The organism is Nonomuraea ferruginea (assembly GCF_039540635.1).
Taxonomy (GTDB): Bacteria; Actinomycetota; Actinomycetes; order Streptosporangiales; family Streptosporangiaceae; genus Nonomuraea; species Nonomuraea ferruginea.
The window spans coordinates 219,458-240,134 of the sequence record NZ_BAABFD010000002.1 but is presented as its reverse complement, the minus strand read 5'-3'; the positions used below and the strand labels follow the sequence as shown (position 1 = coordinate 240,134).

Annotated in this window: 17 protein-coding genes; 10 read left to right on the top strand and 7 right to left on the bottom strand. The window is 72.4% G+C overall.

Annotated elements, in window-relative coordinates; all coding sequences use genetic code 11:
• Positions 1 to 72: 72 nt before the first annotated feature.
• Positions 73 to 3,573 carry a S8 family serine peptidase gene (locus ABD999_RS04430; protein ID WP_271276558.1) on the bottom strand — a complete coding sequence of 1,167 codons (3,501 nt, stop codon included), beginning with the start codon at positions 3,571 to 3,573 and terminating at the stop codon, positions 73 to 75.
• Between the two features lie 127 nt (positions 3,574 to 3,700).
• Positions 3,701 to 5,140, bottom strand: a complete 1,440-nt coding sequence (locus tag ABD999_RS04425) for a glycosyltransferase family 39 protein (protein WP_271276559.1) — start codon at positions 5,138 to 5,140, stop codon at positions 3,701 to 3,703.
• 232 nt (positions 5,141 to 5,372) lie between these two features.
• On the opposite strand from ABD999_RS04425, the gene ABD999_RS04420 reads away from it, so the two are divergent.
• From ABD999_RS04420 to thyX, 3 genes are all read left to right on the top strand, one after another.
• Positions 5,373 to 7,499 carry an anthranilate synthase component I gene (locus tag ABD999_RS04420; RefSeq protein WP_148031983.1) on the top strand — a complete coding sequence of 709 codons (2,127 nt, stop codon included), beginning with the start codon at positions 5,373 to 5,375 and terminating at the stop codon, positions 7,497 to 7,499.
• A gap of 50 nt (positions 7,500 to 7,549) precedes the next feature.
• On the top strand, positions 7,550 to 8,695 hold the full coding sequence (locus tag ABD999_RS04415) for an amidohydrolase family protein (protein ID WP_148031982.1): 1,146 nt from the start codon (positions 7,550 to 7,552) through the stop codon (positions 8,693 to 8,695).
• Positions 8,696 to 8,762: 67 nt separating this feature from the next.
• Entirely contained in the window at positions 8,763 to 9,491 is a 729-nt protein-coding gene (thyX, locus tag ABD999_RS04410; RefSeq protein ID WP_148031981.1) for an FAD-dependent thymidylate synthase, read from the top strand.
• A gap of 9 nt (positions 9,492 to 9,500) precedes the next feature.
• On the opposite strand, the gene ABD999_RS04405 is transcribed toward thyX, so the two are convergent.
• Both ABD999_RS04405 and ABD999_RS04400 read right to left on the bottom strand, forming a co-directional pair.
• Entirely contained in the window at positions 9,501 to 9,809 is a 309-nt protein-coding gene (locus ABD999_RS04405) for a ubiquitin family protein (RefSeq protein ID WP_148031980.1), read from the bottom strand.
• A gap of 3 nt (positions 9,810 to 9,812) precedes the next feature.
• A complete protein-coding gene (locus tag ABD999_RS04400) occupies positions 9,813 to 10,892 on the bottom strand; it encodes a WD40/YVTN/BNR-like repeat-containing protein (protein ID WP_271276560.1) in 1,080 nt (359 codons plus the stop codon).
• A gap of 135 nt (positions 10,893 to 11,027) precedes the next feature.
• On the opposite strand from ABD999_RS04400, the gene ABD999_RS04395 reads away from it, so the two are divergent.
• Positions 11,028 to 11,819 (top strand): helix-turn-helix domain-containing protein, encoded by a 792-nt coding sequence (locus tag ABD999_RS04395; protein WP_187281192.1) that lies wholly within the window; start codon positions 11,028 to 11,030, stop codon positions 11,817 to 11,819.
• Here the strand turns inward: ABD999_RS04395 and ABD999_RS04390 are convergent, their stop codons facing one another.
• Positions 11,820 to 12,938, bottom strand: a complete 1,119-nt coding sequence (locus ABD999_RS04390) for a globin domain-containing protein (protein WP_219544399.1) — start codon at positions 12,936 to 12,938, stop codon at positions 11,820 to 11,822.
• Positions 12,939 to 13,426: 488 nt separating this feature from the next.
• On the opposite strand from ABD999_RS04390, the gene ABD999_RS04385 reads away from it, so the two are divergent.
• From ABD999_RS04385 to ABD999_RS04375, 3 genes are read left to right on the top strand one after another with little or no spacing between them, the layout of a single operon-like run.
• The gene (locus tag ABD999_RS04385; RefSeq protein ID WP_271276561.1) at positions 13,427 to 14,128 is read left to right on the top strand and encodes a gamma-glutamyl-gamma-aminobutyrate hydrolase family protein; all 702 of its coding nucleotides are present in this window, start codon (positions 13,427 to 13,429) and stop codon (positions 14,126 to 14,128) included.
• Positions 14,129 to 14,137: 9 nt separating this feature from the next.
• Positions 14,138 to 15,052, top strand: a complete 915-nt coding sequence (locus ABD999_RS04380) for an alpha/beta hydrolase (RefSeq protein WP_271276562.1) — start codon at positions 14,138 to 14,140, stop codon at positions 15,050 to 15,052.
• On the top strand, positions 15,049 to 15,828 hold the full coding sequence (locus tag ABD999_RS04375; protein ID WP_148031974.1) for an enoyl-CoA hydratase/isomerase family protein: 780 nt from the start codon (positions 15,049 to 15,051) through the stop codon (positions 15,826 to 15,828). The genes ABD999_RS04380 and ABD999_RS04375 overlap by 4 nt, the downstream gene beginning before the upstream one ends.
• 142 nt (positions 15,829 to 15,970) lie before the next feature.
• On the opposite strand, the gene ABD999_RS04370 is transcribed toward ABD999_RS04375, so the two are convergent.
• Positions 15,971 to 17,152, bottom strand: coding sequence for an acyl-CoA dehydrogenase family protein (locus ABD999_RS04370; RefSeq protein WP_219544403.1), 1,182 nt, complete (start codon positions 17,150 to 17,152; stop codon positions 15,971 to 15,973).
• Complete coding sequence (locus tag ABD999_RS04365; protein ID WP_271276563.1) at positions 17,152 to 17,769, bottom strand: class I SAM-dependent methyltransferase; 618 nt, start codon at positions 17,767 to 17,769, stop codon at positions 17,152 to 17,154. Before ABD999_RS04365 ends, ABD999_RS04370 begins: the two co-directional genes overlap by 1 nt.
• Before the next feature lie 129 nt (positions 17,770 to 17,898).
• On the opposite strand from ABD999_RS04365, the gene ABD999_RS04360 reads away from it, so the two are divergent.
• From ABD999_RS04360 to ABD999_RS04350, 3 genes are read left to right on the top strand one after another with little or no spacing between them, the layout of a single operon-like run.
• Positions 17,899 to 19,500 carry a sensor histidine kinase gene (locus tag ABD999_RS04360; RefSeq protein WP_271276564.1) on the top strand — a complete coding sequence of 534 codons (1,602 nt, stop codon included), beginning with the start codon at positions 17,899 to 17,901 and terminating at the stop codon, positions 19,498 to 19,500.
• On the top strand, positions 19,497 to 20,195 hold the full coding sequence (locus tag ABD999_RS04355; protein ID WP_271276565.1) for a response regulator: 699 nt from the start codon (positions 19,497 to 19,499) through the stop codon (positions 20,193 to 20,195). The genes ABD999_RS04360 and ABD999_RS04355 overlap by 4 nt, the downstream gene beginning before the upstream one ends.
• A 56-nt stretch (positions 20,196 to 20,251) precedes the next feature.
• Positions 20,252 to 20,677, top strand: a complete 426-nt coding sequence (locus ABD999_RS04350; protein WP_148031970.1) for a hypothetical protein — start codon at positions 20,252 to 20,254, stop codon at positions 20,675 to 20,677.

Genomic DNA, 20,677 nt, shown 5'->3' with positions numbered 1-20,677 from the left:
GGAGCCCGGCCGATCCGGCCGGACGGACCGGCGTGCGCGGGGGCGGCGGCGGGCGTCGCCCCCGCGCGGCCGTTACGGCGCGGTCTTGTCCGGCCGCTCCGAGACGCGGATCGCGTTGACGATCGTCGCCCCGTCCCGGGCCGCGAACCTGACGTTGAGCTGGCCGTCGGTGACCCGCACCGTGTACTGCCTGCTCACCGCCGTGTACGTGCCCGCCTCCAGGGCCAGGTCCAGGGCCGGGATGGCGAGCTGGCCCTCGACCAGCACGTCGAACACCCGCCGCCCCATGGCCATGTTGCGGATCTCGGCGAAGTCCAGCTCGACCGTGTAGACGCCGTTGGGCACGGCGTCGAAGCGGTACTCCAGCATCCGCTCGCGGGCGGTCCTGAACAGCGCCTGGTCCTCGGTGCCCTTGATCGTCTTGTTCGTGCTGTGGGTTGCGGAGGAGGTGGCGACGTACCCGTGCGAGCCCGCGCTGTAGCGCCGGTCCGGCGTCCAGGCGTCACCGGCGGCGTCCGTGGACCCCCGGGTGGCGCCCACGTCCACCGCCACCTGGTGCCTCGGCACCACGACGGTCACCGTGATCTCGATCACCGGCTGCCGCCCGCTGGCCGACCTGATCAGGAGCTTCCCGGCCCGGGTCGAGCCCGGCTGCACGCCGTCGCTCGACACCGTCACCCTGAGCGTCGCCTTCTGGCCCGTGGCCAGGGTGCCCGAGGCCGGGGTGACGCCGAGCCAGCCGCCCGCCGGATCCGTGGTGATCGTGTACGGGGTCGGCGAGCCGAGGTTCGTCAGCTCCATCGTGCGCGTCCTGCTCTGGCCCTGCGGCATCACCACGGTCAGCTCGGCGGCCGAGGCGGCCACCCGCCCGGTCACCAGCGCCGTGTCGATCCGCTGCACCGTGGCCGGGGCCACCGTCACGGCCTGGGTGAACGTGCCGTAGTGCTCCTTGGACACCTCCACGTCGTAGTCGCCGGCCAGCACCTGGCCGTAGAAGGAGCCGTCGGCGCCGGTGGTGAACGTCGCCACGTCGCCGATCCGCACCGTCGCGCCGGGCAGCGGGTCGCCGTCGTTGGCGTCGGACACCACGCCGGTCACCAGGCCGTGCCTGCTCGCCGTGATGGTCACGCTCTGGCCGGCGGCCAGGGCGGGCTCCTCGTACAGGTAGAGCAGCGCGTCGTTGCCGGCGGCGTTCTCCACGCCGACGGTGCCGAACGCGCCCCGTTCCCGATCGGTCTCCATGTCCTTGTAGCGGAAGCCGATCGAGCCGTCCTCGCCCAGCAGGGCCGCGAACGACACGCGCAGGTTCTGGTCGGCGTAGAACTTCACGTTGCGCCACTCCACCACGAACCGCCTGTGCGGAGCCGTCCCGACCACGCCCGTGTACACGCCGCTCTCCGCGTCCACGATGAAGTCGTCCCAGAGCGGGTAGACGGCGTTGTTCGGGGTGCCCGTGCTCGGCAGGCGGCTGTTGCTCGGCGTGGTCAGCCGGGCCTCGGCGAAGGTGAGGAACCCGTTGGTGACGACCCAGGCCCGGCTCTGGCCGGTGCCGTAGAACGGGACGGGGAACGGCAGCGTCACCTGGACCGCCTCGTCGTCGCCGGTCAGCGCCAGCTTCTCGGTGCCCGCGACGTACGGCTCGGCGCCCGCGCGGCAGGTGTAGCCGAAGTTGTCACCGCGCAGCGGCAGCTCGACGTCCCTGGTCACGTCGCCGTCGACCGTCACGGACACGGTGGCGCCCGCGGAGCAGCGCGACACCGGGGTGACGACCAGTTCGTACTCGCCGCGCGGCAGCGTCAGCTCGTACCGGCCGGAGGCGTCGGTCACCGCGCTGAGCGGCGTGCCCGAGGCCGTCACCCGGGCGTCCGGCTCCGGCGCGCCCGCGGTCGTGACCGTGCCGGACACCGTGCCCGCCGCGACCGCGGTCATGGTCAGGTCCACGGTGGTGGTCTGGTCGCCGGTGACGGTCGCGGTCGCGGTGCCGCTCTCGTAACCGAACTTCGCGGCCGTCACCTGGTACTCGCCGGGCAGCAGGCGGACGAACGAGAACGCGCCGTCGTCGCCCGTCACCAGCGTGCGGTCGGTCGGGCCGTCGATCGTGACCGTCACGCCGGCCACCGGCTGCCCGCCCGCGGTGACCGCGCCGGTCAGCCCGCCGAGGCTGTCCTGAGGCGTGGCCCGCACCGCGGCGTAGGCGTCGAGCCGGCCCTCGCCCCACACGTTGTTGTCGGCGGCCGTGCCGCCGCAGCTGGTGTCGGCGACGTCCACGGCCGTGCTGTCGAGCAGCGGCCGGGTGGCGGCGATGTCGCCGTGCAGCCCCGGCGAGGCCGACCACATGAGCGCGACCGTGGCCGCCACGTGCGGCGAGGCCATCGAGGTGCCGGTGCCGGCCGCGTAGCCGCCGGGCACGGAGGAGCGCACGCTCACGGCCGGGGCGGCGATGTTCGGCTTGATCTCGCCGTTCTCGCCCGCGCCCTTGCTGGAGTTCACGTACAGCGCGTTGTTCACGTCGAACCCGCCGGCGCTGTAGCTGATCTCGTACTGGCCGGGCGAGCCGCTGCTCTGGCAGGACGGGCCCTCGTTGCCGTTGGAGAACGCCGGGAAGATGCCCGCCGCGACCCACGCCTCGACCGTCTCCTTGTACCAGGGGTCGAAGCCGTCGCCGCCCCAGGAGTTGTTGACGATGTCGGGGGCCAGGTCGGGGCGCGGGTTCTCGCCGTTCGCGTCGGTCGGCGCCAGCACCCACTGGCCGGAGGCCAGCAGCGAGGCGTCGGTGCAGGTGTTGACCTCACAGCCCTTGGCCGCGATCCAGCGCGCGCCCGGGGCCATGCCGATGCCGTTCGCGCCGACCATGGTGCCCATCGTGTGGGTGCCGTGGCCGTTGTTGTCGCACGGCACCGCCGTCGGGCAGACCCCCGCGGGGTCGAACCAGTTGTAGTCGTGGGTGACCGTGCCGTCCGGGTTCCTGCCCCGGTACGCGTCCCGCAGGTCGGGGTGGTCGAACTGGACGCCGGTGTCGATGTTGGCCACCACGATGCCCTCGCCGCGGTTGCCCAGCTCCTCCCACACGCGCGGGGCGTTGACCCGGTCGATGTTCCACTCGACCGCGTTCACCCGCGCCTCGGCCTTGGCCGGCTCCGGCTTGGGCAGCGTCAGCGTGCGGACCGGCTCGATCCGCTCCACCTCGGGCAGCCCGGCGATCTCCGCCGCCAGCTTCGACCCGGCCGTCACCTTGACGGCGTTGACGATCCAGAACGGGGTGTACTCGGCGCGGTGCTGGTCCAGCAGCTTGCGCAGACCGGCCTGCGAGGCGTCGGCCTTCTCGGTCTTGGCCTCGTAGACCCGCTCGGCCTTGTCCTGCTTGCCGGTGGCCCGGCGGGCGCCGCTCAGGTCGGCGTCGTCCTTCATCCGCACCCAGAAGGTGGCCTTGTCCTCGCTGTCCAGCTGAGCCTGGACCGACTTGTTGATTTTGTCCGGAGGGGGCGCCGCTTGGGCCACTCCGTTCGGGACGATCATGGCTAATGCGGCGACGGCTCCTGTCAGGAGCGCGCGCCAGCGGGGGGTGTTGGGCACCGGCTCTCCTTCACACCAGCGGGAAAGAGCTGATCTTTACGGCTCTGTGGAGAAGAGTGAAGAGACCTTGTCGGGATTGCAAGAGAAAATCCTGACAATGCGCGGTATGTCACAAAATGTAATGTGGTCAGTCGAACTGCTGCCACCGATGCCAGGTCGCCGTCCACGGCTGCCGCAGCCCCTGACACAGGAACACCGGCATGTCCTGCTCCTCGTTGTCCAGCCCCAGGCCGTTGTCGACCCTGGCACGCACCTCACAGGAGGAGTACTGCAGGTCGCGCCGCATCCTGCCGACGTTCACGATGATCGCCGGGTCCCCGTCGTCCGGCGGCGGCCCGTACTCCCAGAGCTGGTTGTGGCCGGAGTAGACCCGCGTCAGGCCGCCCTGCACGAGCGAGCCGTGCTCCCCGTAGTTGCCCGTGACCACGACGGCGCGCCGGCGCTCGTCCGGCGGCAGCGAGTCAAGGACCCCGGTGACGGCCGCGTTGAACGCCGGCCAGCCGATCGACTCGCGCGCCACCTCGTTGATCAGGGGCACCGGCGTGCTCGCCAGCATGGTCAGCGGCACCAGCGGCAGTGTGATCACCGCGTTGCCGAGCCCGTTGACCGCCAGCGACAGGCCCGCCGACTTGATCTTCTCCCGCCCCGCCGACTCCGCCGTCACGCAGCCCGCGGCGAACAGCAGCAGGACCAGCCCCGCCGTGTAGTCGAACCGGCCGCCGCTGATCACCGTCACCACCGCGGCCGCCGGATAGGCGACGGCCAGCGCCCGCACCCGCCGGTCACGCCACAGCCGCACGAACCCGAAGCCGGCGATCACCGCCACCACCGGCCCGAACAGCAGCAGCTGCATCGGCGTGAACAGCAGCCGCATCGTGTCGCCGTCGCCCTCGCTCAGCCCCGCCGCCATCTTCAGCTGCGGCCAGTCGTGGGTGAGCTGGTAGACGAAGTTCGGCAGCGCCAGCACGGCCGCGACCAGCGCCCCCGCCCACAGCCACTTGCTCGCCAGCAGCCGCCGCGGCCCCGCGGCCAGCAGCCCGGCCGCGAGCCCCAGCACCAGCATCACGATCAGAAGCTTGTTGTACGTGGCCGCGCCGATCACCGCGCCGGCCGCGAGCCACCAGCGTTCGTCGCGCAGCAGCGCCTTCAGCATGAACAGGATGGCCGCCGCCCAGATCGGCAGGTCGAAGCTCGCGGTGAGCAGTGTGTGCCCGGCGATCAGCGTGTAGGCGCCCGTCGCGGTGCCGGCCGCGGTCAGGGTCTGCGCCGCGCCGCCCCCGCCCAGCTCGCGGGCGATCAGCGCCGTCAGCACCACCAGCAGCGCCGCCGCCAGCGCGGGCAGCACCCGCAGCGCGGTCGGCGAGTCGCCGAACAGCGCCATGGACAGCCTGGCGGCCATCGGCGTGAACGGCGGCTGGTCCACGTACCCCCAGTCCGGGTAGTCCGCGAGTGCCCGGAAGTACAGTTCGTCGCGGTGGTAGCCGTAGCGGGGGCTCAGTGCCAGCAGCAGCGTCACGAGGACCGCGGAGACGGCGGTGACCGGCCGCCACGCGAGGGGGCTGTCCATGACGATCCAACCTATGCGCCGTAGATCCTTCGTGCCACCTGCGCGTCGCGTTGCGCGATCTTGACAGCCCGGAGTAGCCTTGCCTCATGCGAACTCACGCCGAGCTTCAGTGGTGGCGCCGCTCCTAGGCGGCGCGAAGATTTCGCATACCCTCTGGCAGGCCGCCCCGGTTCGGCGGCCTTTGTCGTGTTCGCCCCGGGGCTCGTTGATCGAAGTGCGCGAAGGGGCAGCAGTGGAGACGAGCGGATATACCACCGCCAAGGGCATCGACGTCGAGCTCGAGGTGCGCGAGGTGTCCGAGGACGCGCTCGAAGAGATCGTGACGGCTCTGGGAGAGCGGCGCGGCGGCGCGTTCTCCTCGGGCATGGACTACCCCGGCCGTTACAGCCGATGGGCCTTCGGCTACGTCGACCCCTGCGTGGAGCTGGTCGCCAAGGGCCGCACCATCTCGGCCAGGGCGCTCAACGAGCGCGGCCGGGTCGTGCTGCCCGCCGTCGCCTCCTGCCTGCTCGCCGCGGGCAAGCCGGTCGGCGAGCCCACCGCCGACTTCGTGCAGGTGCACGTCCCGGAGTCGGAGGACCTGCTGCCGGAGGAGATGCGCAGCCGCCGGCCCACCGTCTTCACCGCCATCCGCGAGGTCATCGCGACCTTCAAGGGCGCCGACCCGCACCTCGGGCTCTACGGCGCGTTCGGCTACGACCTCGCCTTCCAGTTCGAGCCGATCAAGCACCGGCTCGACCGCCCCGCCGACCAGCGCGACCTCGTCCTCCACCTGCCCGACCGGCTCGTGGTCATCGACCGCCAGCGCGAGACCTGCTTCGAGCGCCGCTACGAGTTCACCGTCGACGGCCGGAGCACCCGCGGCCTGGAGCGCACCGGCGAGGCCCGCCCGCAGGTCGCCCCCGCCGAGGTGCCGCCCAACCCGCCCAGGGGCCAGTACTCAGAGGTCGTGGCCGCGGCCAAGGAGCGGTTCAAGCGCGGCGACCTGTTCGAGGTGGTGCCCGGCCAGGTCTTCCACGCCACCTGCGCCGACCCGTCCGGCTTCTACCGCGGGCTGCGCAAGAGCAACCCCGCCCCGTACGAGTTCATCATCAGCCTCGGCGAGGGCGAGCACCTCGTCGGCGCCTCGCCCGAGATGTACGTGCGCGTCAGCGGCGACCGGGTCGAGACCTGCCCGATCTCCGGCACCATCGCCCGCGGCGCCGACCCGGTCGGCGACGCCGAGGCCATCCGCACCCTCCTGACCAGCGTCAAGGAGGAGTCGGAGCTGACCATGTGCACCGACGTCGACCGCAACGACAAGTCGCGCATCTGCGTCCCCGGCACGGTCAAGGTCATCGGCCGCCGTCAGATCGAGCTCTACTCGCGGCTCATCCACACCGTGGACCACATCGAGGGCCGGCTGCGCCCCGAGTTCGACGCGCTGGACGCCTTCCTCACCCACATGTGGGCCGTCACCGTCACCGGCGCGCCCAAGACCTGGGCCATGCAGTTCATCGAGGACCACGAGGCCACCACCCGCCGCTGGTACGGCGGCGCCATCGGGTTCATCGGCTTCGACGGCTCCATGAACACCGGCCTCACCCTGCGCACCGCCCAGATCAAGGACGGCCTGGCCACCGTGCGGGCCGGCGCCACCCTGCTGTTCGACTCCGACCCCGAGGCCGAGGAGCGCGAGACCGAGCTGAAGGCCAGCGCCCTGCTCGGCGCGCTCGCCGCGGTCGGCGCGCCCGACACCGTGGCCGAGACCCCGGCCAGGGAGCAGCCGGGGCTGGGCATGAAGGTGCTGCTCGTCGACTACGAGGACTCCTTCGTCAACACGCTCGCCGACTACTTCCGCCAGGAGGGCGCCGACGTGGTGACGCTGCGCCACGGCTTCCCGACGGAGATGCTCGACGAGATCGGCCCCGACCTGGTGGTGCTCTCGCCCGGCCCGGGCTGGCCCGCCGACTTCGGCACGGCCGCGCTCATCGACCAGATCTACGCACGAGACCTGCCGGTGTTCGGCGTCTGCCTCGGCCTGCAGGCGATGGTCGAGCACGCCGGCGGCACGCTCGAACTGCTCGACTACCCCGAGCACGGCAAGCGCGGGCAGGTCTCCCGGCTCGGCGCCGGCGTGCTGCTCGACGGGCTGCCCGAGGAGTTCACCGCCGCCCGCTACCACTCGCTGCACGCCAAGCGGCCCGGCGTCGTCGGCTTCACCCCGACCGCGGTCACCCCCGACGGCAACGTCATGGCGATCGAGGACCCCGACCGGCGCCGCTTCGGCGTACAGTTCCACCCGGAGTCGATCCTCACCGCCGAGGACGGCGCCGGGGCCAAGGTGATCAGGAACGTGCTGCGCCTGTGCCGCCGGTGAGTGGGTAAAACGTCCGCGGGCGCGTGCGGGGACCGCCTAGAGTCTCCCGCATGCTCCCCGTAGACCTGCCCGACACGGTGCGTGACGCCCTGCTCGCCCCGCTCGTCGACCACGCCTGCCACGGGGTGCGCCGCGACGAGCTGACCCGCGGGCGGTTCGAGCTGCTGCTCAACGAGGGCGGCAGCCCGGCCCCGCCCGGCACCACCCATTTCGACACCCCGCTCGGCGCGGCCGTGCGGCGCTGGTGCGCGCCCGTGCTCGGCCTGGAGCCGCACGCGCCGCCGCCCATCTACCTGTCCCGCCGCGCCGAGCTGGGCGCGGCCGAGGTCAACCGGCTCCTGCTGCGGGCGTCCGGCGTGTCGGCCTTCCTCGTCGACACCGGCCCCGAGGGCGCCGACCTGCTGACGGCGGCCGAGATGGGGTCCGGCGGCGAGGCCGCGGCCGGCGAGGTCGTCAGGATCGAGCAGATCGAGCAGGACGTCGCCGAGATGGCGGGCGTCGCCGTCGACTACCTCGACAGCCTCGGCGACGAGCTGTCCGCCCGCGCCGCCCGCGCGGTCGCGCTCAAGACCGTGGTGGCCGGTCTGTGCGGCCTCGGCCTCGACCCCGCGAGGCCCAGCCGGGGCGCGGTGCTCGCCGCCGCCAACCGGCGGCTCGCCGACCCCAAGCAGCCGCTCGCCGAGCCCGCGCTGGCCCGCCACCTGCTCTGGTCGGCCGCCGACGTGGCCAGGGAGCGCGGGCTGCCGCTGCAGATCCACGCCGGCCTCGGCGCCTGCGACGCCGGGCCGCACCTCGCCGACCCGGCCCTGCTCACCGGCTTCATCCGGGCGCTGCAGCCGGCCGGGGTGCCGGTCGTCCTGCTCACCTGCTATCCGTACCAGCGCCAGGCCGCCTATCTGGCGCACGCCTTCCCGCACGTGTACGTGGACGTCGGGCTCGCCCTGGCCCACACCGGCGCCGGGTCGCCCCGGGTGCTGGCCGAGCTGCTGGAGCTGGCCCCGTTCCACAAGCAGCTGTACGGGTCCGGCTGCCGCGAGCTGGCCGAGACGTGCCACCTGGGGGCGGTCTACTTCCGGCGCGCGCTCGGCGCGGCGCTGAAGGCCCGGCTGGACGCGGGGGAGTGGAGCGCCGCCGACGCCGCCAGGATCGCCCACATGATCGGCGCGGGGAACGCCCGCCGCGTCTACCGCCTGTGAGCCCCGGCCTCCGCCTGTGGTTTGCTTGTATGCCGTCATCACCACCGAACCGACCGGGGGGGTTCCCATGGGCAGCGCCGAACCTGAGATCACGTTCCGCGGCGACATGGACGTGGAGCTCGTCAAGTCCGCCGCGTCGGACGCCGACGTGCTCTGGGCGGCGCGGGTCTCCACGAAGGGGGAGAGCTCGCTCGCCGAGCTCGAAGCCGACCCCGAGCGGTCCAAGGGCCTCATCAACTTCCTCATGCGCGACAGGCACGGCACGCCGTTCGAGCACTCGTCCATGACCTTCTACGTCAGCGCGCCGATCTTCGTCTTCCGCGAGTTCATGCGGCACCGCACCTTCTCCTACAACGAGGAGTCGGGCCGATACCGTCAGCTCGTGCCGGTCTTCTACGTGCCCGGCCCCGACCGCAAGCTGGTGCAGGAAGGCAAGCCCGGCAAGTACGTGTTCCGCGAGGGCACCCCCGAGCAGCACAAGGTGGTGACCGAGGCGACGACGGAGAGCTACCGGCAGGCCTACCGCGCCTACCTGGAGATGCTGGAGGCCGGGGTCGCCCGCGAGGTAGCCCGGACCGTCCTGCCGGTCGGCCTCTACTCCTCGATGTACGCCACCTGCAACGCCCGCGCCCTGATGAACTTCCTCTCGCTCCGGGTGCGGCGCGACGACTCCGCCTTCCCGTCGTTCCCGCAGCGGGAGATCGAGATGGTGGCCGAGAAGATGGAGTCGCTGTGGGCCGGGCTGATGCCGCTGACGCACGCGGCGTTCGAGGCCAACGGCCGCGTCTGCCCCTGATCGAGCGGGTCAGGCCAGGGCGGGCATGACGTACACCTCCGCGCCCGGCGGCAGCGTGCAGTCGAGGCTGCCGAGGCCGCGGGCGTTCTCGCCGCACACGACCATGTTGATGTGGCGGCGGATCCGCCCGTACTCGTCCCTGATCCGCTCCTCCAGCAGCGGGTGGGTGCGGCGCAGCACGTCGAGCGCCGCGCCCAGGGTGGGCGGCGAGTCGCGGTCGGGCCCGACCGCGAACACCTTCACTTCCGTACGGCCGCTCACCCACCTGCGCAGGGCGGCGGGGAGCACGAACACGACCAGCATCACGGGACGGGCCATGGCTCAGAGCACCGCCGCCCGCACGGTCAGCACGTCAGGCAGGTGGGAGGCCACCAGCGACCAGCTCGCGCCGTCGTCGGCCGACCGGTAGACCTCGCCGCCGCGGGTGCCGAAGAACAGGCCCGCCTCCGTGGCGGCCATCGCGTCGCGCAGCACGCTCGCGTGCACCGGCCCCTCGGGCAGGCCGCGCTCCAGCGGCTCCCACGACCCGCCGGCGTCGGTGCTGCGGTAGACGCGGTAGCGGTGGCCGACCGGGGTGCGGTCCATGTCGGCGTGCAGCGGCAGCACGTACAGCGTGCCGGGGCGCGACGGGTGCGTGACGACGGGGAAGCCGAAGTCGGAGGGGAGCGCCGAGCCGATGTCGTGCCAGGAGCCGCCGAAGTCGTCGCTGCGGTAGACGCCGAAGTGGTGCTGCAGGAACAGCCGGTCCGGCCGGCCCGCTTCCATCGCCACCTTGTGCACGCACTGGCCGAACTCCGGATACTGCTGACCTTCGGGCAGGAACGGGGCGCGGATGCCCTGGTTGGCCGCCTCCCACGACAGGCCGCCGTCGGTGGTGCGGTAGAAGCCGCCGGTGGAGATCGCCACGCCGAGCACGCGCGGGTCGGACGGGTGCGGGATGATCGTGTGCAGGCACAGCCCGCCGCCGCCCGGCTGCCAGCGCGGCCGGTGCGGGTGCTCCCACAGGCCTTCCACCAGGCTGAAGGTGACGCCGCCGTCTTCCGACCTGAACAGCGCGCCCGGCTCCACGCCGGCCCACACCACGCCGGGCTCCGACGGGGAGGGCGTGAGCTGCCAGACGCGGGTGAGCGTGGTCTCGGTCTTCTCGGGGAAGGCGATCGGCGGGCTCTCGGCCTCCCGCCAGGTCGCGCCGAGGTCGTCGGAGTACATGACCGAGGGGCCGAAGTGCCCGTACTCGATGCCGGCCAGCAGGCGGGGAGCCGCGCCCCCGGTGTCGATCGCCACGGAGTGGATCCCGACGGTGGAGAACGCGATCGGCTCGACGCGGAACGCGCCTGCGGCGGTGGAGCGGGCGAGGAACAGGCCCTTGCGGGTGCCGATCGCGAGCACTGCGTCTGTCATGGCATCGCTCCCATGGTCGCTATGCCGCCATCGTGCCACGCGGGTGACCGGCTCGCCGAGTACTGGGAGATTTGCCGCACGATTACCTGCCAGGTAATCGTGGCACTTCCCCCTTTGTCGCTAACGTATCGGGACATGGGAGCTGTGGCCGTACAAGAAGAGGCTTTTGGTGATTTGTTGCGATCGTGGCGGCAGCGGCGCCGGGTCAGCCAGCTCGACCTGGCGATCGAGGCGGACGTCTCCGCCCGGCACATCAGCTTCCTGGAGACCGGGCGCGCCCGGCCCAGCAGGGAGATGGTGATGAAGCTGGCGGAGGAGCTGGAGGTGCCGCTGCGGCACCGCAACAGGCTGCTGATCGCGGCCGGGTTCGCGCCGGTGTTCGCCGAGCGCGCGGTGCGCGCGCCCGAGATGCACGTCGTACGGCAGGCGCTCGACACGATCCTGGCCGGGCACGAGCCGTACCCGGCGCTGGTCGTGGACGCCGCCTGGAACCTGGTGGCGGCCAACCCGGCGGCCGGGATGTTCATGGCGGGGGTCCCGGCCGAGCTGCTGGAGGAACCGGTCAACGTGATGCGGCTGTCGCTGCACCCGGAGGCGATGGGCGGGCGGCTGCTGAACCTGGCCGAGGTCCGCGCCCACCTGCTGCACCGGCTGCGCAGGCAGGCCGAGATGTCCGGCGACGGGCGGCTGGCCGAGCTGCACGACGAGCTGGCCGCCTACCGGTATCCGGGGGTGGACCTGAACGTGGCGCACGTGCCCGGCCCCGGCGACATCCTCCTGCCGCTGCGGATCAGGCACGGCGACCGCGTGCTGTCCATGTTCACCACGATCGCGACCTTCGGCACGCCCGTGGAGGTGACGGTCTCCGAGCTGGCCATCGAGACGTTCTGGCCGGCCGACGACGAGACCGCGGCGGCGTTCCGCTGATCACCGCTCGCCGTGCACCACGTCCCGGTGGATGCGCGCCGGCGGCACCCCGTCGGCCTGCAGGTTGCGTACGGTCTCGGTGACCATGGAGGGCGGCCCGCACACGTACACCTCGTGCTCGGCCCAGGAGTGGAAGCGGCGCGTCACGTCCGGCAGGCGGCCGCGCATCCCCTCGTAGCCCGGCTCGTCCGACACCACGGGCAGCACCCGCAACCACGGGAACGAGGACTCCAGCCGGATCAGGTCCTGCAGGTCGTACAGCTCGGCCGAGGTGCGCGCGCCGAACAGCAGGTGCATGGAAGGGCGGCAGCCGGAGGCGATCACCTGCTCGATGATCGCCTTCAGCGGTGCCAGCCCGGTGCCGCCGGCCACGAACAGCAGGTCCCGCACGCCGCGCTCGGGCGGCGTCATGGTGCCCATCGGCGGCCCGAGCATGACCGTGTCGCCGATGCGCGTGTCGCGGACGAGCGTGGTGGACACCCAGCCGCCGGGCACCGCGCGCACGTGCAGCCGGAGCGCGTTGTCCGGGCGCGGCGCGTTCGCGATCGAGTACGTCCGCCACACTCTCGGCCAGCGTGAGGTCTGCACGTTGACGTACTGGCCCGGCGTGAACGGCAGCCGCTGGGTGGGGCGCAGGGTGAGGATCGCGATGTCGTCGTGGGGGCGCTCGTGGTCCAGCACCTCCGCCAGCCACCAGGCGGGGGAGACCCCGGCGTCGGCCTCGGCCGCCTCGATCATCAGATTGGCCGCGGCGGTGTACGCCGACACCCACGCGGCCTCGATCTCGGCGTTCCAGATGTCGGCGGCGAAGCGCCGGACGGTGGCGACCAGGGCGCTGCCGATGGCGGTGTAGTGCTCGGCGACCACTCCGTACTTGCGATGGTCCCTCCCCAACTGGCCCAGGAACGAGCGCATGCTCTCCGGGCTGTCGACGCTCCACACGATGCGGGCCAGCGCGCTGAAGAGCCGGTCGCGCTGCACGTCCATGGCCGGCGGGAACATCCCGCGAAGGTGCGGGCTCTCCGCGAACAGCCTGCCGTAGAAGTAGGCGGCCGCCTTGTCGGCCACCGGCTCGATGATGGAGAAGCTCTCCTTGACCAGGCGCGGATTCAATGACATATACCCAACCCGTCCTATTGGCCGGAAAGTTATTCCGGTCGTGTCGTCCCACCTCCCTGGCGGCTCCGGGTGACGAGCGTCCGGTATGCCCCGGCACATCCGATCGCTCGAAATCCAGTGTTACACCGCCTCTGTAACCTCACAACCGATTCACCCAATGAGGTGCACATCTGAACTTTCAGTAACGGTCACATTATTTTCCCCATCTTGCCGGGGCTGTATTTCGAGTATTGAACGCGAATAGGAGTTGTATTCGCCTTTCATAATGAAATTTCGGGATTTGGGCGGATTGCCGGGCGGTCTGCCCGTCCCGCCGCCCTGCTCCGGCTCACCCCGCCCGCCCCGCCGCGGGACCGGACGGCGGGCTCCAGAGGGGCAGCCCCCAGGAGACTTGTGGGACAAGCGACATAACCGAAATGGTGTGCGCCATGATGGGGCATGTGCCTGCGCCCCAGGCCACCCCTGCACAACGCTCCCCTGGAGATCGCATGTCCCGACCGCTGATAGGCGTCACCGCCTACTTCGAAGCCGCCCGCTGGGATGACTACGTACGGGAGGCCGTGCTCTCCCCGCCCTCGTACGCCAGAGCGATCGAAAGGGCCGGCGGCGCGCCGGTCGTGCTGCCGCCGATCAACTCCCACGCCATCGCCGCCTACGTCAGCGGGCTGCGCGGCGTCGTGCTGACCGGCGGCACCGAGGTGGGCGCGGCCGCCTACGGCGACGAGCAGGACCCGCGCGCCCCCGAGCCGCAGCCGCACCGCGACCGGTTCGAGCTGGCCCTGGCCAGGGCCGCCGTGCAGGCCGACATCCCCGTCCTGGGCATCGCCCGCGGCATGCACGTGCTCAACGTGGCCCAGGGCGGCAGCCTCATCCCGTGGCTGCCCGAGATGCTGGAGAGCGAGCGGCACAACGAGCCGGGCGCCCCGCACCGCATCCAGGTGAGCGTGTCGAGCAAGCTCGGCAAGGCCGTCGGCGACCACGTGAAGGCCGTCGCCCCGCACACCCAGTCGGTGCGCCGGCTCGGCACCGGGCTGCTGGCCGTGGCCTGGGCGGACGACCAGATCGTGGAGGGCATCGAGCTGCAGGGCCACCGGTTCGGCGTGGGCGTGCAGTGGCACCCGGAGCGCGAGACCGGCGACGGCGGGAAGGGCAACGGCCTGTTCGATGCGCTCGTGGAGGCGGCCCGCTAGGCTTCGATCATGTCGCTGCATCCCCAGGCACGCGCGTACATCGCCGCCTACCCGTCTGACCTGGGCGTCGACCCGGCCACGCTCGATCTGGAGCGGATCCGGGAGATGCGCGCCGTCGACGGCCTCGCGGCCCAGCGCGGGCCGCTCACGCAGCTGCCCTCGGTCCGCGACGAGACGGCCGAGGGCGTGCCCATCCGCATCTACCGCGCCGACCGCGGTGACGAGCCGCTGCCCGTCGTCGTCTACTTCCACGGCGGCGGGTTCGTCTTCGGCAGCGTCAAGCGCAACGACGCACTCGGCCGCGACCTGGCCATTCGCACCGGCGCCGTGGTCGTCTCGGTCGACTACCGGCTCGCGCCCGAGCACCCGTTCCCGGCCGCCGCCGACGACGCCTGGACCGTCGTGCGCGACGTCTTCGCCCGGCCCGCCTTCTACCAGTGCGACGGCAAGGTGGCGGTGATCGGCGACAGCGCCGGCGGCAACCTCGCCGCGGTGGCGGCCTGGCAGGCCCGCGACGCCGGGCTCCGCCTGGCCCACCAGGTGCTGGTCTACCCGATGCTCGACGCGCTGATGGACACCCTCAGCTACCGCGAGTTCGCCGAGGGCTACGGCCTGGACGCCGCCGAGTCGGCCTGGTTCCTGCGCCAGTACGCCGCCGGGGCCGACCCCGGCGACCCGCGCCTGTCGCCGCTGCGGCTGGCCTCATGCGCCGGGCTGCCCCCGGCCACCGTGGTGACCGCCGAGTGCGACGTGCTGCGCGACGAGGGCGAACGCTACGCCGCCCGGCTCGCCGAGGAGGGCGTGCCGGTCGAGCTGCGCCGCTTCGACGGCGCGGTCCACAGCTTCTTCGCCCTGCCGCGGCTGTTCGACCAGGCGGCCGAGGCCCGCGAGTACATCGCCGCCCGGCTCAAGGAGTCGCTGTGACCTACGAGCGGCTCAAGACCGACACCCCCGCCGACGGCGTGCTGCGGATCACCATCAGCGAGCCGCGCAGGCTCAACGCCGTCGACCGCACCGGCCACCGCGAGCTGGCCGAGATCTGGCGCGACGCCGACCGCGACGACTCCGTCAGGGCCGTGGTCATCCGGGGCGAGGGCGAGGCGTTCTCCGCCGGCGGCGACCTGTCCATGATCGAGGAGATGACCCGCGACCACGACACCCGGCTGCGCGTCTTCGCCGAGGCCCGCGACATCGTCTACAACGTGCTCAACTGCGCCAAGCCCGTAGTCTCGGCCATCCAGGGGCCGGCCGTGGGCGCCGGGCTGGCCGTCGCCCTGCTCGCCGACATCTCGGTCGCGGGCCGCACCGCCCGCATCATCGACGGCCACACCCGGCTCGGCGTCGCCGCGGGCGACCACGCCGCCATCATCTGGCCGCTGCTGTGCGGCATGGCCAAGGCCAAGTACCACCTGCTGCTGTGCGAGCCCGTCACCGGCGAGCAGGCCGAGAAGATGGGCCTGGTCAGCCTCTGCGTCGACGACGACGCCGTGCACGACACCGCCATGGAGATCGCGGCCAAGCTCGCCGCGGGCTCGCAGGAGGCCATCAGGCTCACCAAGTACGCGCTCAACAACTGGCTGCGGATGGCCGGGCCCGCGTTCGACGCCTCGCTCGCCATGGAGTTCCTCGGTTTCACCGGCCCCGACGCCGCCGAGGGGCTCCGCGCGCTGCGCGAGAAGCGTCCGCCCCGCTTCACCTGAGGGGGGTTTCGGCGCCGTGGCCGGGGTAGTCGCCAAGGCATGGAACGCATGGCAGACCGCACGGCGAGCCTGTCGGCCGGGGCCGAGAACGCCGCCTCGGGGGACGAAGCAGCGGCCCGCCGCGGTCAGCGCCGGGTGGCGGTCAGAAACCGCGCGGGAGGCCGAGCACCTGCGTCGCGAGGTAGTTGAGCAGAAGCTCCTCGGTCACGGGTGCCACCCTCCCGATCCGGGCGTCGGCGAGCAGCCGGGCCACCGGATACTCCAGCGAGTACGCCATGCCGCCGTGCGTCTGGAAAGCGGCGTCGGCGGCCTCCCAGGCGGCCTGGGAGGCGGTCAGCTTGGCGATGTTGGCCTCGGTGCCGCACGGCAGGCGCCGGTCGAACGACCACGCCGCCTTGTAGATCATCAGCCGGGCCAGCTCGATCTTCGCCTTCACCTGGGCGAGCGGGAACGCCACCGCCTGGTTGGCGCCGATCGGCCGGCCGAACACCTCGCGCTCCTTGGCGTACTGCACGGCCACCCGCAGCGCCACCTCGGCGCCGCCCAGCGCGGAGGCCGCCAGCAGGACGCGCTCGGGGTTGAGTATGTCCCACAGCACCGCCGCGCCCTGGTCGACCTCGCCGACCACGTTCGCGGCCGGCACCCGCAGGTCGTCGATGAACACCATGTTGGACGGTGTCGTGTTGGCGCCCATCTTGGGGATCGGCTGGAACGACAGCCGCCCGGCGGCGACCGCCTCCGGCACGTTCACCAGGAACACCGTCAGCCCGTGGGACCGCGGCCTGGCCTCGGCCGCCGGGACCGTCCGGGTGACCAGCAGCATCCAGGCGGCCCGCTGCACGCCGGTGATCCAGATCTTCTGGCCGTTGATCACGAACTCGTCGCCTTCGCGGCGGGCCGACGTGGTGATCGCCAGCGAGTTGGAGCCCGCGTCGGGCTCGGTCAGCGCGAAGCACGTCTCCAGCTCGCCGGTGGCCAGCCGCGGCAGCAGCTCCTCCCGCTGCCGGTCGGTGCCGTGGCGGGTCAGGGTCAGCGCCCCGAAACCGGGCGTGAGCACGTACGTGAAGGCCGATCCGCCCGCCGCGCCGGACGCCGAGATCGTCTCGGTCGCCACGGCCAGCTCCAGCAGGCCCTGCCCGCCGCCGCCGAAGCGCTCGGGCACCGCCAGGCCCAGCCAGCCGCCCTTGCCGAGCTCTTCCCACACCTCCTGCGGCCAGCGCTTCTCACTCTCGCACCGCTGCCAGTAGTCGAGGTCGTAGCGGGCGCAGATGTCGGCGATGCCACGCTGAACCGCGAGCGCGCTCTCCGGGAGAGTGAAATCCATCAGTCCATGGTAGAAGAAAGCTCTGTTCGCGGGCGAGGCCTGCGCGCGTGGAAGACGAACGCCGGAGGGGCGTTGCGCCACACCGTCCGCCCGGCCACCACTTCCTCGAACCGCTCGGCCAGCAGCGTCCGGAAGCGCCGCGCCCGGCTCAGCGGGATCGCGTGCACGTACGAGAAGGTGGTGAACGCGCCCGCGTGGCTCATCACCGACGTCACCGCGCCCATCAGCGTCAGCTGCAGCCCTTTCGGGAACGCCGCCCACGGCAGCCCGCTGACCACCACGTCCGCCTGTCCAAGGTTGCGCTCGGCCAGCAGCGCGGACAGCTTGGCGGCGTCGCCGTTCACCACGTCCACGGCGGGGAAGCGCTCGGCCAGCAGCGCGGCCATCGTCTCGTTGAGCTCCACCGCCAGATGATGGCCGCGACCGGCCAGCCTGCGCTGGATCTCGGCGGTGAACGGGCCCGTGCCCGGCCCCAGCTCCACCACGGTCGGCTCGCCGCGCTCGGGCACCGGCGCGCACACCGCCGCGGCCAGCCGCTGCGAACTGGGCACCAGCGCCCCTATCGTGGCGGGCGAACGCAGGAACTGGCGCAGAAGCAGCGTGGTGTCGTTGGACATGACTCAAAGGTAAGGGTCCGGATCCCATGCGCGTCTCCGCCTGGGGGACGAAGAATCGGCCACTTGGAGGAGGAGGCATCCTCCGCCGGGAGGACTGTCCGGAAGGCCCCGCTCGATACCTTGGGTGCCATGAGCTGGCGTTGGCGCGGTGTGCCGTTCGACCTGCTCCTCGCCGCCGCGGGCGTCAGCCTGGACCTGCTGATGTCCGGTCAGGCGCGGCTCGGGGAGCTCGCACCGCAGTACACGATCGTCCCCCTGGCGCTGCTGGTCGGCGTCCCCCTCGGGCTGGTGCGGCGCCGGCCGCTCGTGGCCGCGCTGTGGCTCGCGGGCGCCCTCGTCCTCACCGACCAGATGGGGGCCTACAGCTCCAACACCGCCCAGATGCTGCTGCTGGTCGCCGTCGGGCTCACCGCCTACCGGGAGCGCTGGCGCTCCATCGCGGTGGCCATGGTCGCGGCGGGCGTCGCCACCGCCGTCAACCTGGTCGACCCCGGCGCCGCCTTCTCGCTCAGGACCGGGCTCTACTGCGCGGGCGTCGCGATCTTCCCGGCCGTGGTCGGCGGCTACCTGCGCGGCCCGGTGGGCGAGCTGGAGCACCGCGACGTCACCCCCGACGTGCTGCTCGCCGCCGGCGGCCTGGCCTACACCATGCTGAGCACCTGGACGAGCTGGCACTCAGGGCCCCAGCCGGCCTGGATGACAGGCGTGCTCGCGGTCGCCGCCGGGCTGGCGCTCGGCGTGGCCAGGCGCATGCCGGGGCTCGTCTTCCTGTTCCACTGCATCCTCGTCGTCCTCGCCGACACCTACCTCCCCCAGGTGGTCAGCACCAGCCTGGTGCTGCTCCTCATCGCCCTCGGCGTGTTCGCCATGCGGGTCGCCTCCTGGGGGTGGACGGCCGCCGCCTACCTGGCCACCTGCCTGCTGGCCGGGGTCGCCGTCGTCGGCCCCGACACCGAGACCACCTTCTTCCGCGCCGCCGTCGTGTGCGCGCTCGTCCTCACCCCGGTCGCGATCGGCCGCTACCTCGGCGTCAAGCAGGCCGCCGCCGCGGCCGAGCGGCTGCGGGTGCGCGAGTCCACCCGGCTCACCGTCGCCCAGATGCGCGCCGACCAACTCGCCGAGCGCGAGCGCATCGCCCGCGACGTGCACGACATCGTCGCCCACCACGTCGGCGCGATGGTGCTGCGGGCCGGCGCCGCCCGCTACACCGCCCCCGACGGCCCGGTCGCCGACGCGCTCACCGACATCCGCGAGACCGGCCACCAGGTGCTGGAGGACCTGCGCGGCCTGATCGACCTCTTACGCGACCCCGACCGGCAGCCCGGCCTGCTCGCCGACCCCAACGACGTGATCCGCGAGTCCGCCGAGCGGATGACGGCCGCCGGCCTCGCGGTGGACCTCGAACTCGACCGGGGCACCGACCACGCCCCGCTCGTCGCCCGCGCCTCCGCCGCGCGCATCGTCCAGGAAGGCCTCACGAACGTGCTCAAACACGCCGGACCCGGCACCGAGGTCCGCGTCCGGGTCAGCGCCGACCGCCACGGCGTCGGCGTCGAGATCCACAACGGCCGCCCGCCCACCACGATCGAGCGCCTGCCCTCCTCCGGGCGCGGGCTGGCGGGCATGCGGGAGCGGGTCCGCGCCCTCGGCGGCACCCTCAGCGCCGGCCCCGACGAGGACGGCGGCTGGCTGCTCGCCGCCAGCCTGCCCGCCGCCAGGAGCGCCTCGTGATCCGTGTCCTGGTCGCCGACGACCAGGTGCTCGTCCGGGCGGGCGTGCGGATGCTGCTGGAGGCCGACGGCGACATGGAGGTGGTCGCCGAGGCCGACGACGGCGCCGAGGCCGTCCGGCTGGCCGAACGCCACCTGCCCGACGTCATCCTCATGGACCTGCGCATGCCCAGGGTCGACGGCCTGGAGGCGATCAAACGGGTGCTCGCCGCCCGCCCGGCCAGCCGCATCGTGGTGCTCACCACCTTCGCCGAGGACGCCAACGTGCACGCCGCGCTCCGCGCCGGCGCCGTCGGCTTCCTGGTCAAGGACGACGAGCCGGCGCGCATGGTCGACGCCGTCCGCCGCGCCCACGCCGGCGAGCAGCTCCTCGCCCCGTCGGTGCTGCGCCGCGTCGTCGAGCGCTTCCTGGCCGCCGGGGAGCAGTCCGCCGGGGCCGCCCCGCGCGGGCTCACCGAGCGCGAGATCGAGGTGCTCGCCCTGGTCGGCACCGGCCTGTCCAACGCCGAGATCGCCGAGGAGCTGTACGTCGGCGTCACCACGGTCAAGACCCACGTCGCCTCCGCGATGGAGAAGCTCGGCCTGCGCAACCGCATCCAGGCCGCCGTGGTCGCGCACCGCAGCGGCCTCGTCGACGCGTCCTTCCGCCCCGTACGTCCGCCGCGCGGCGGAGGGCAGGATAGCCCGGCAGGCTGACGACCGCCGGCGGGCCCGGCGCGCATCCTTGGTCCTCGATCGAAAGGACTGCGGACATGTCAGAAACGGATCTCTTCCAGCGCCCGCCCGCCTCGGCCCCCGTCAAGCCGGTCAACGCCGGCCTGCTGTACGCGCTGCGGCTGACGATCATCGCCCAGGCGGCGGGCCTCGTCGTGGCCGGCTCGCTCGCCGGCCAGTCGGTCGCCACCGACGGGGCGATGGCCGAGCCCCACGTGATGGCCGGGATGCTCGTCCACCTCGTCGGGCTCCTGCAGATCGTCTTCGCCGTGCTCGTGTGGCGGCCGGGCCGCGGCGCCGGCTGGCCCGCCCTGGCCAGCCTCGCGCTGTTCGTCGCGGGGATGGGCCAGCACTTCACCTGGGAGATGCTCGGCGCCCACCTGCCCAACGGGATCGTCATGTCCGGGCTCGCCACCGCGCTGCTCATCTGGTCGTGGTCGCCGGGAGCGTCCCGCCGCCGCTAA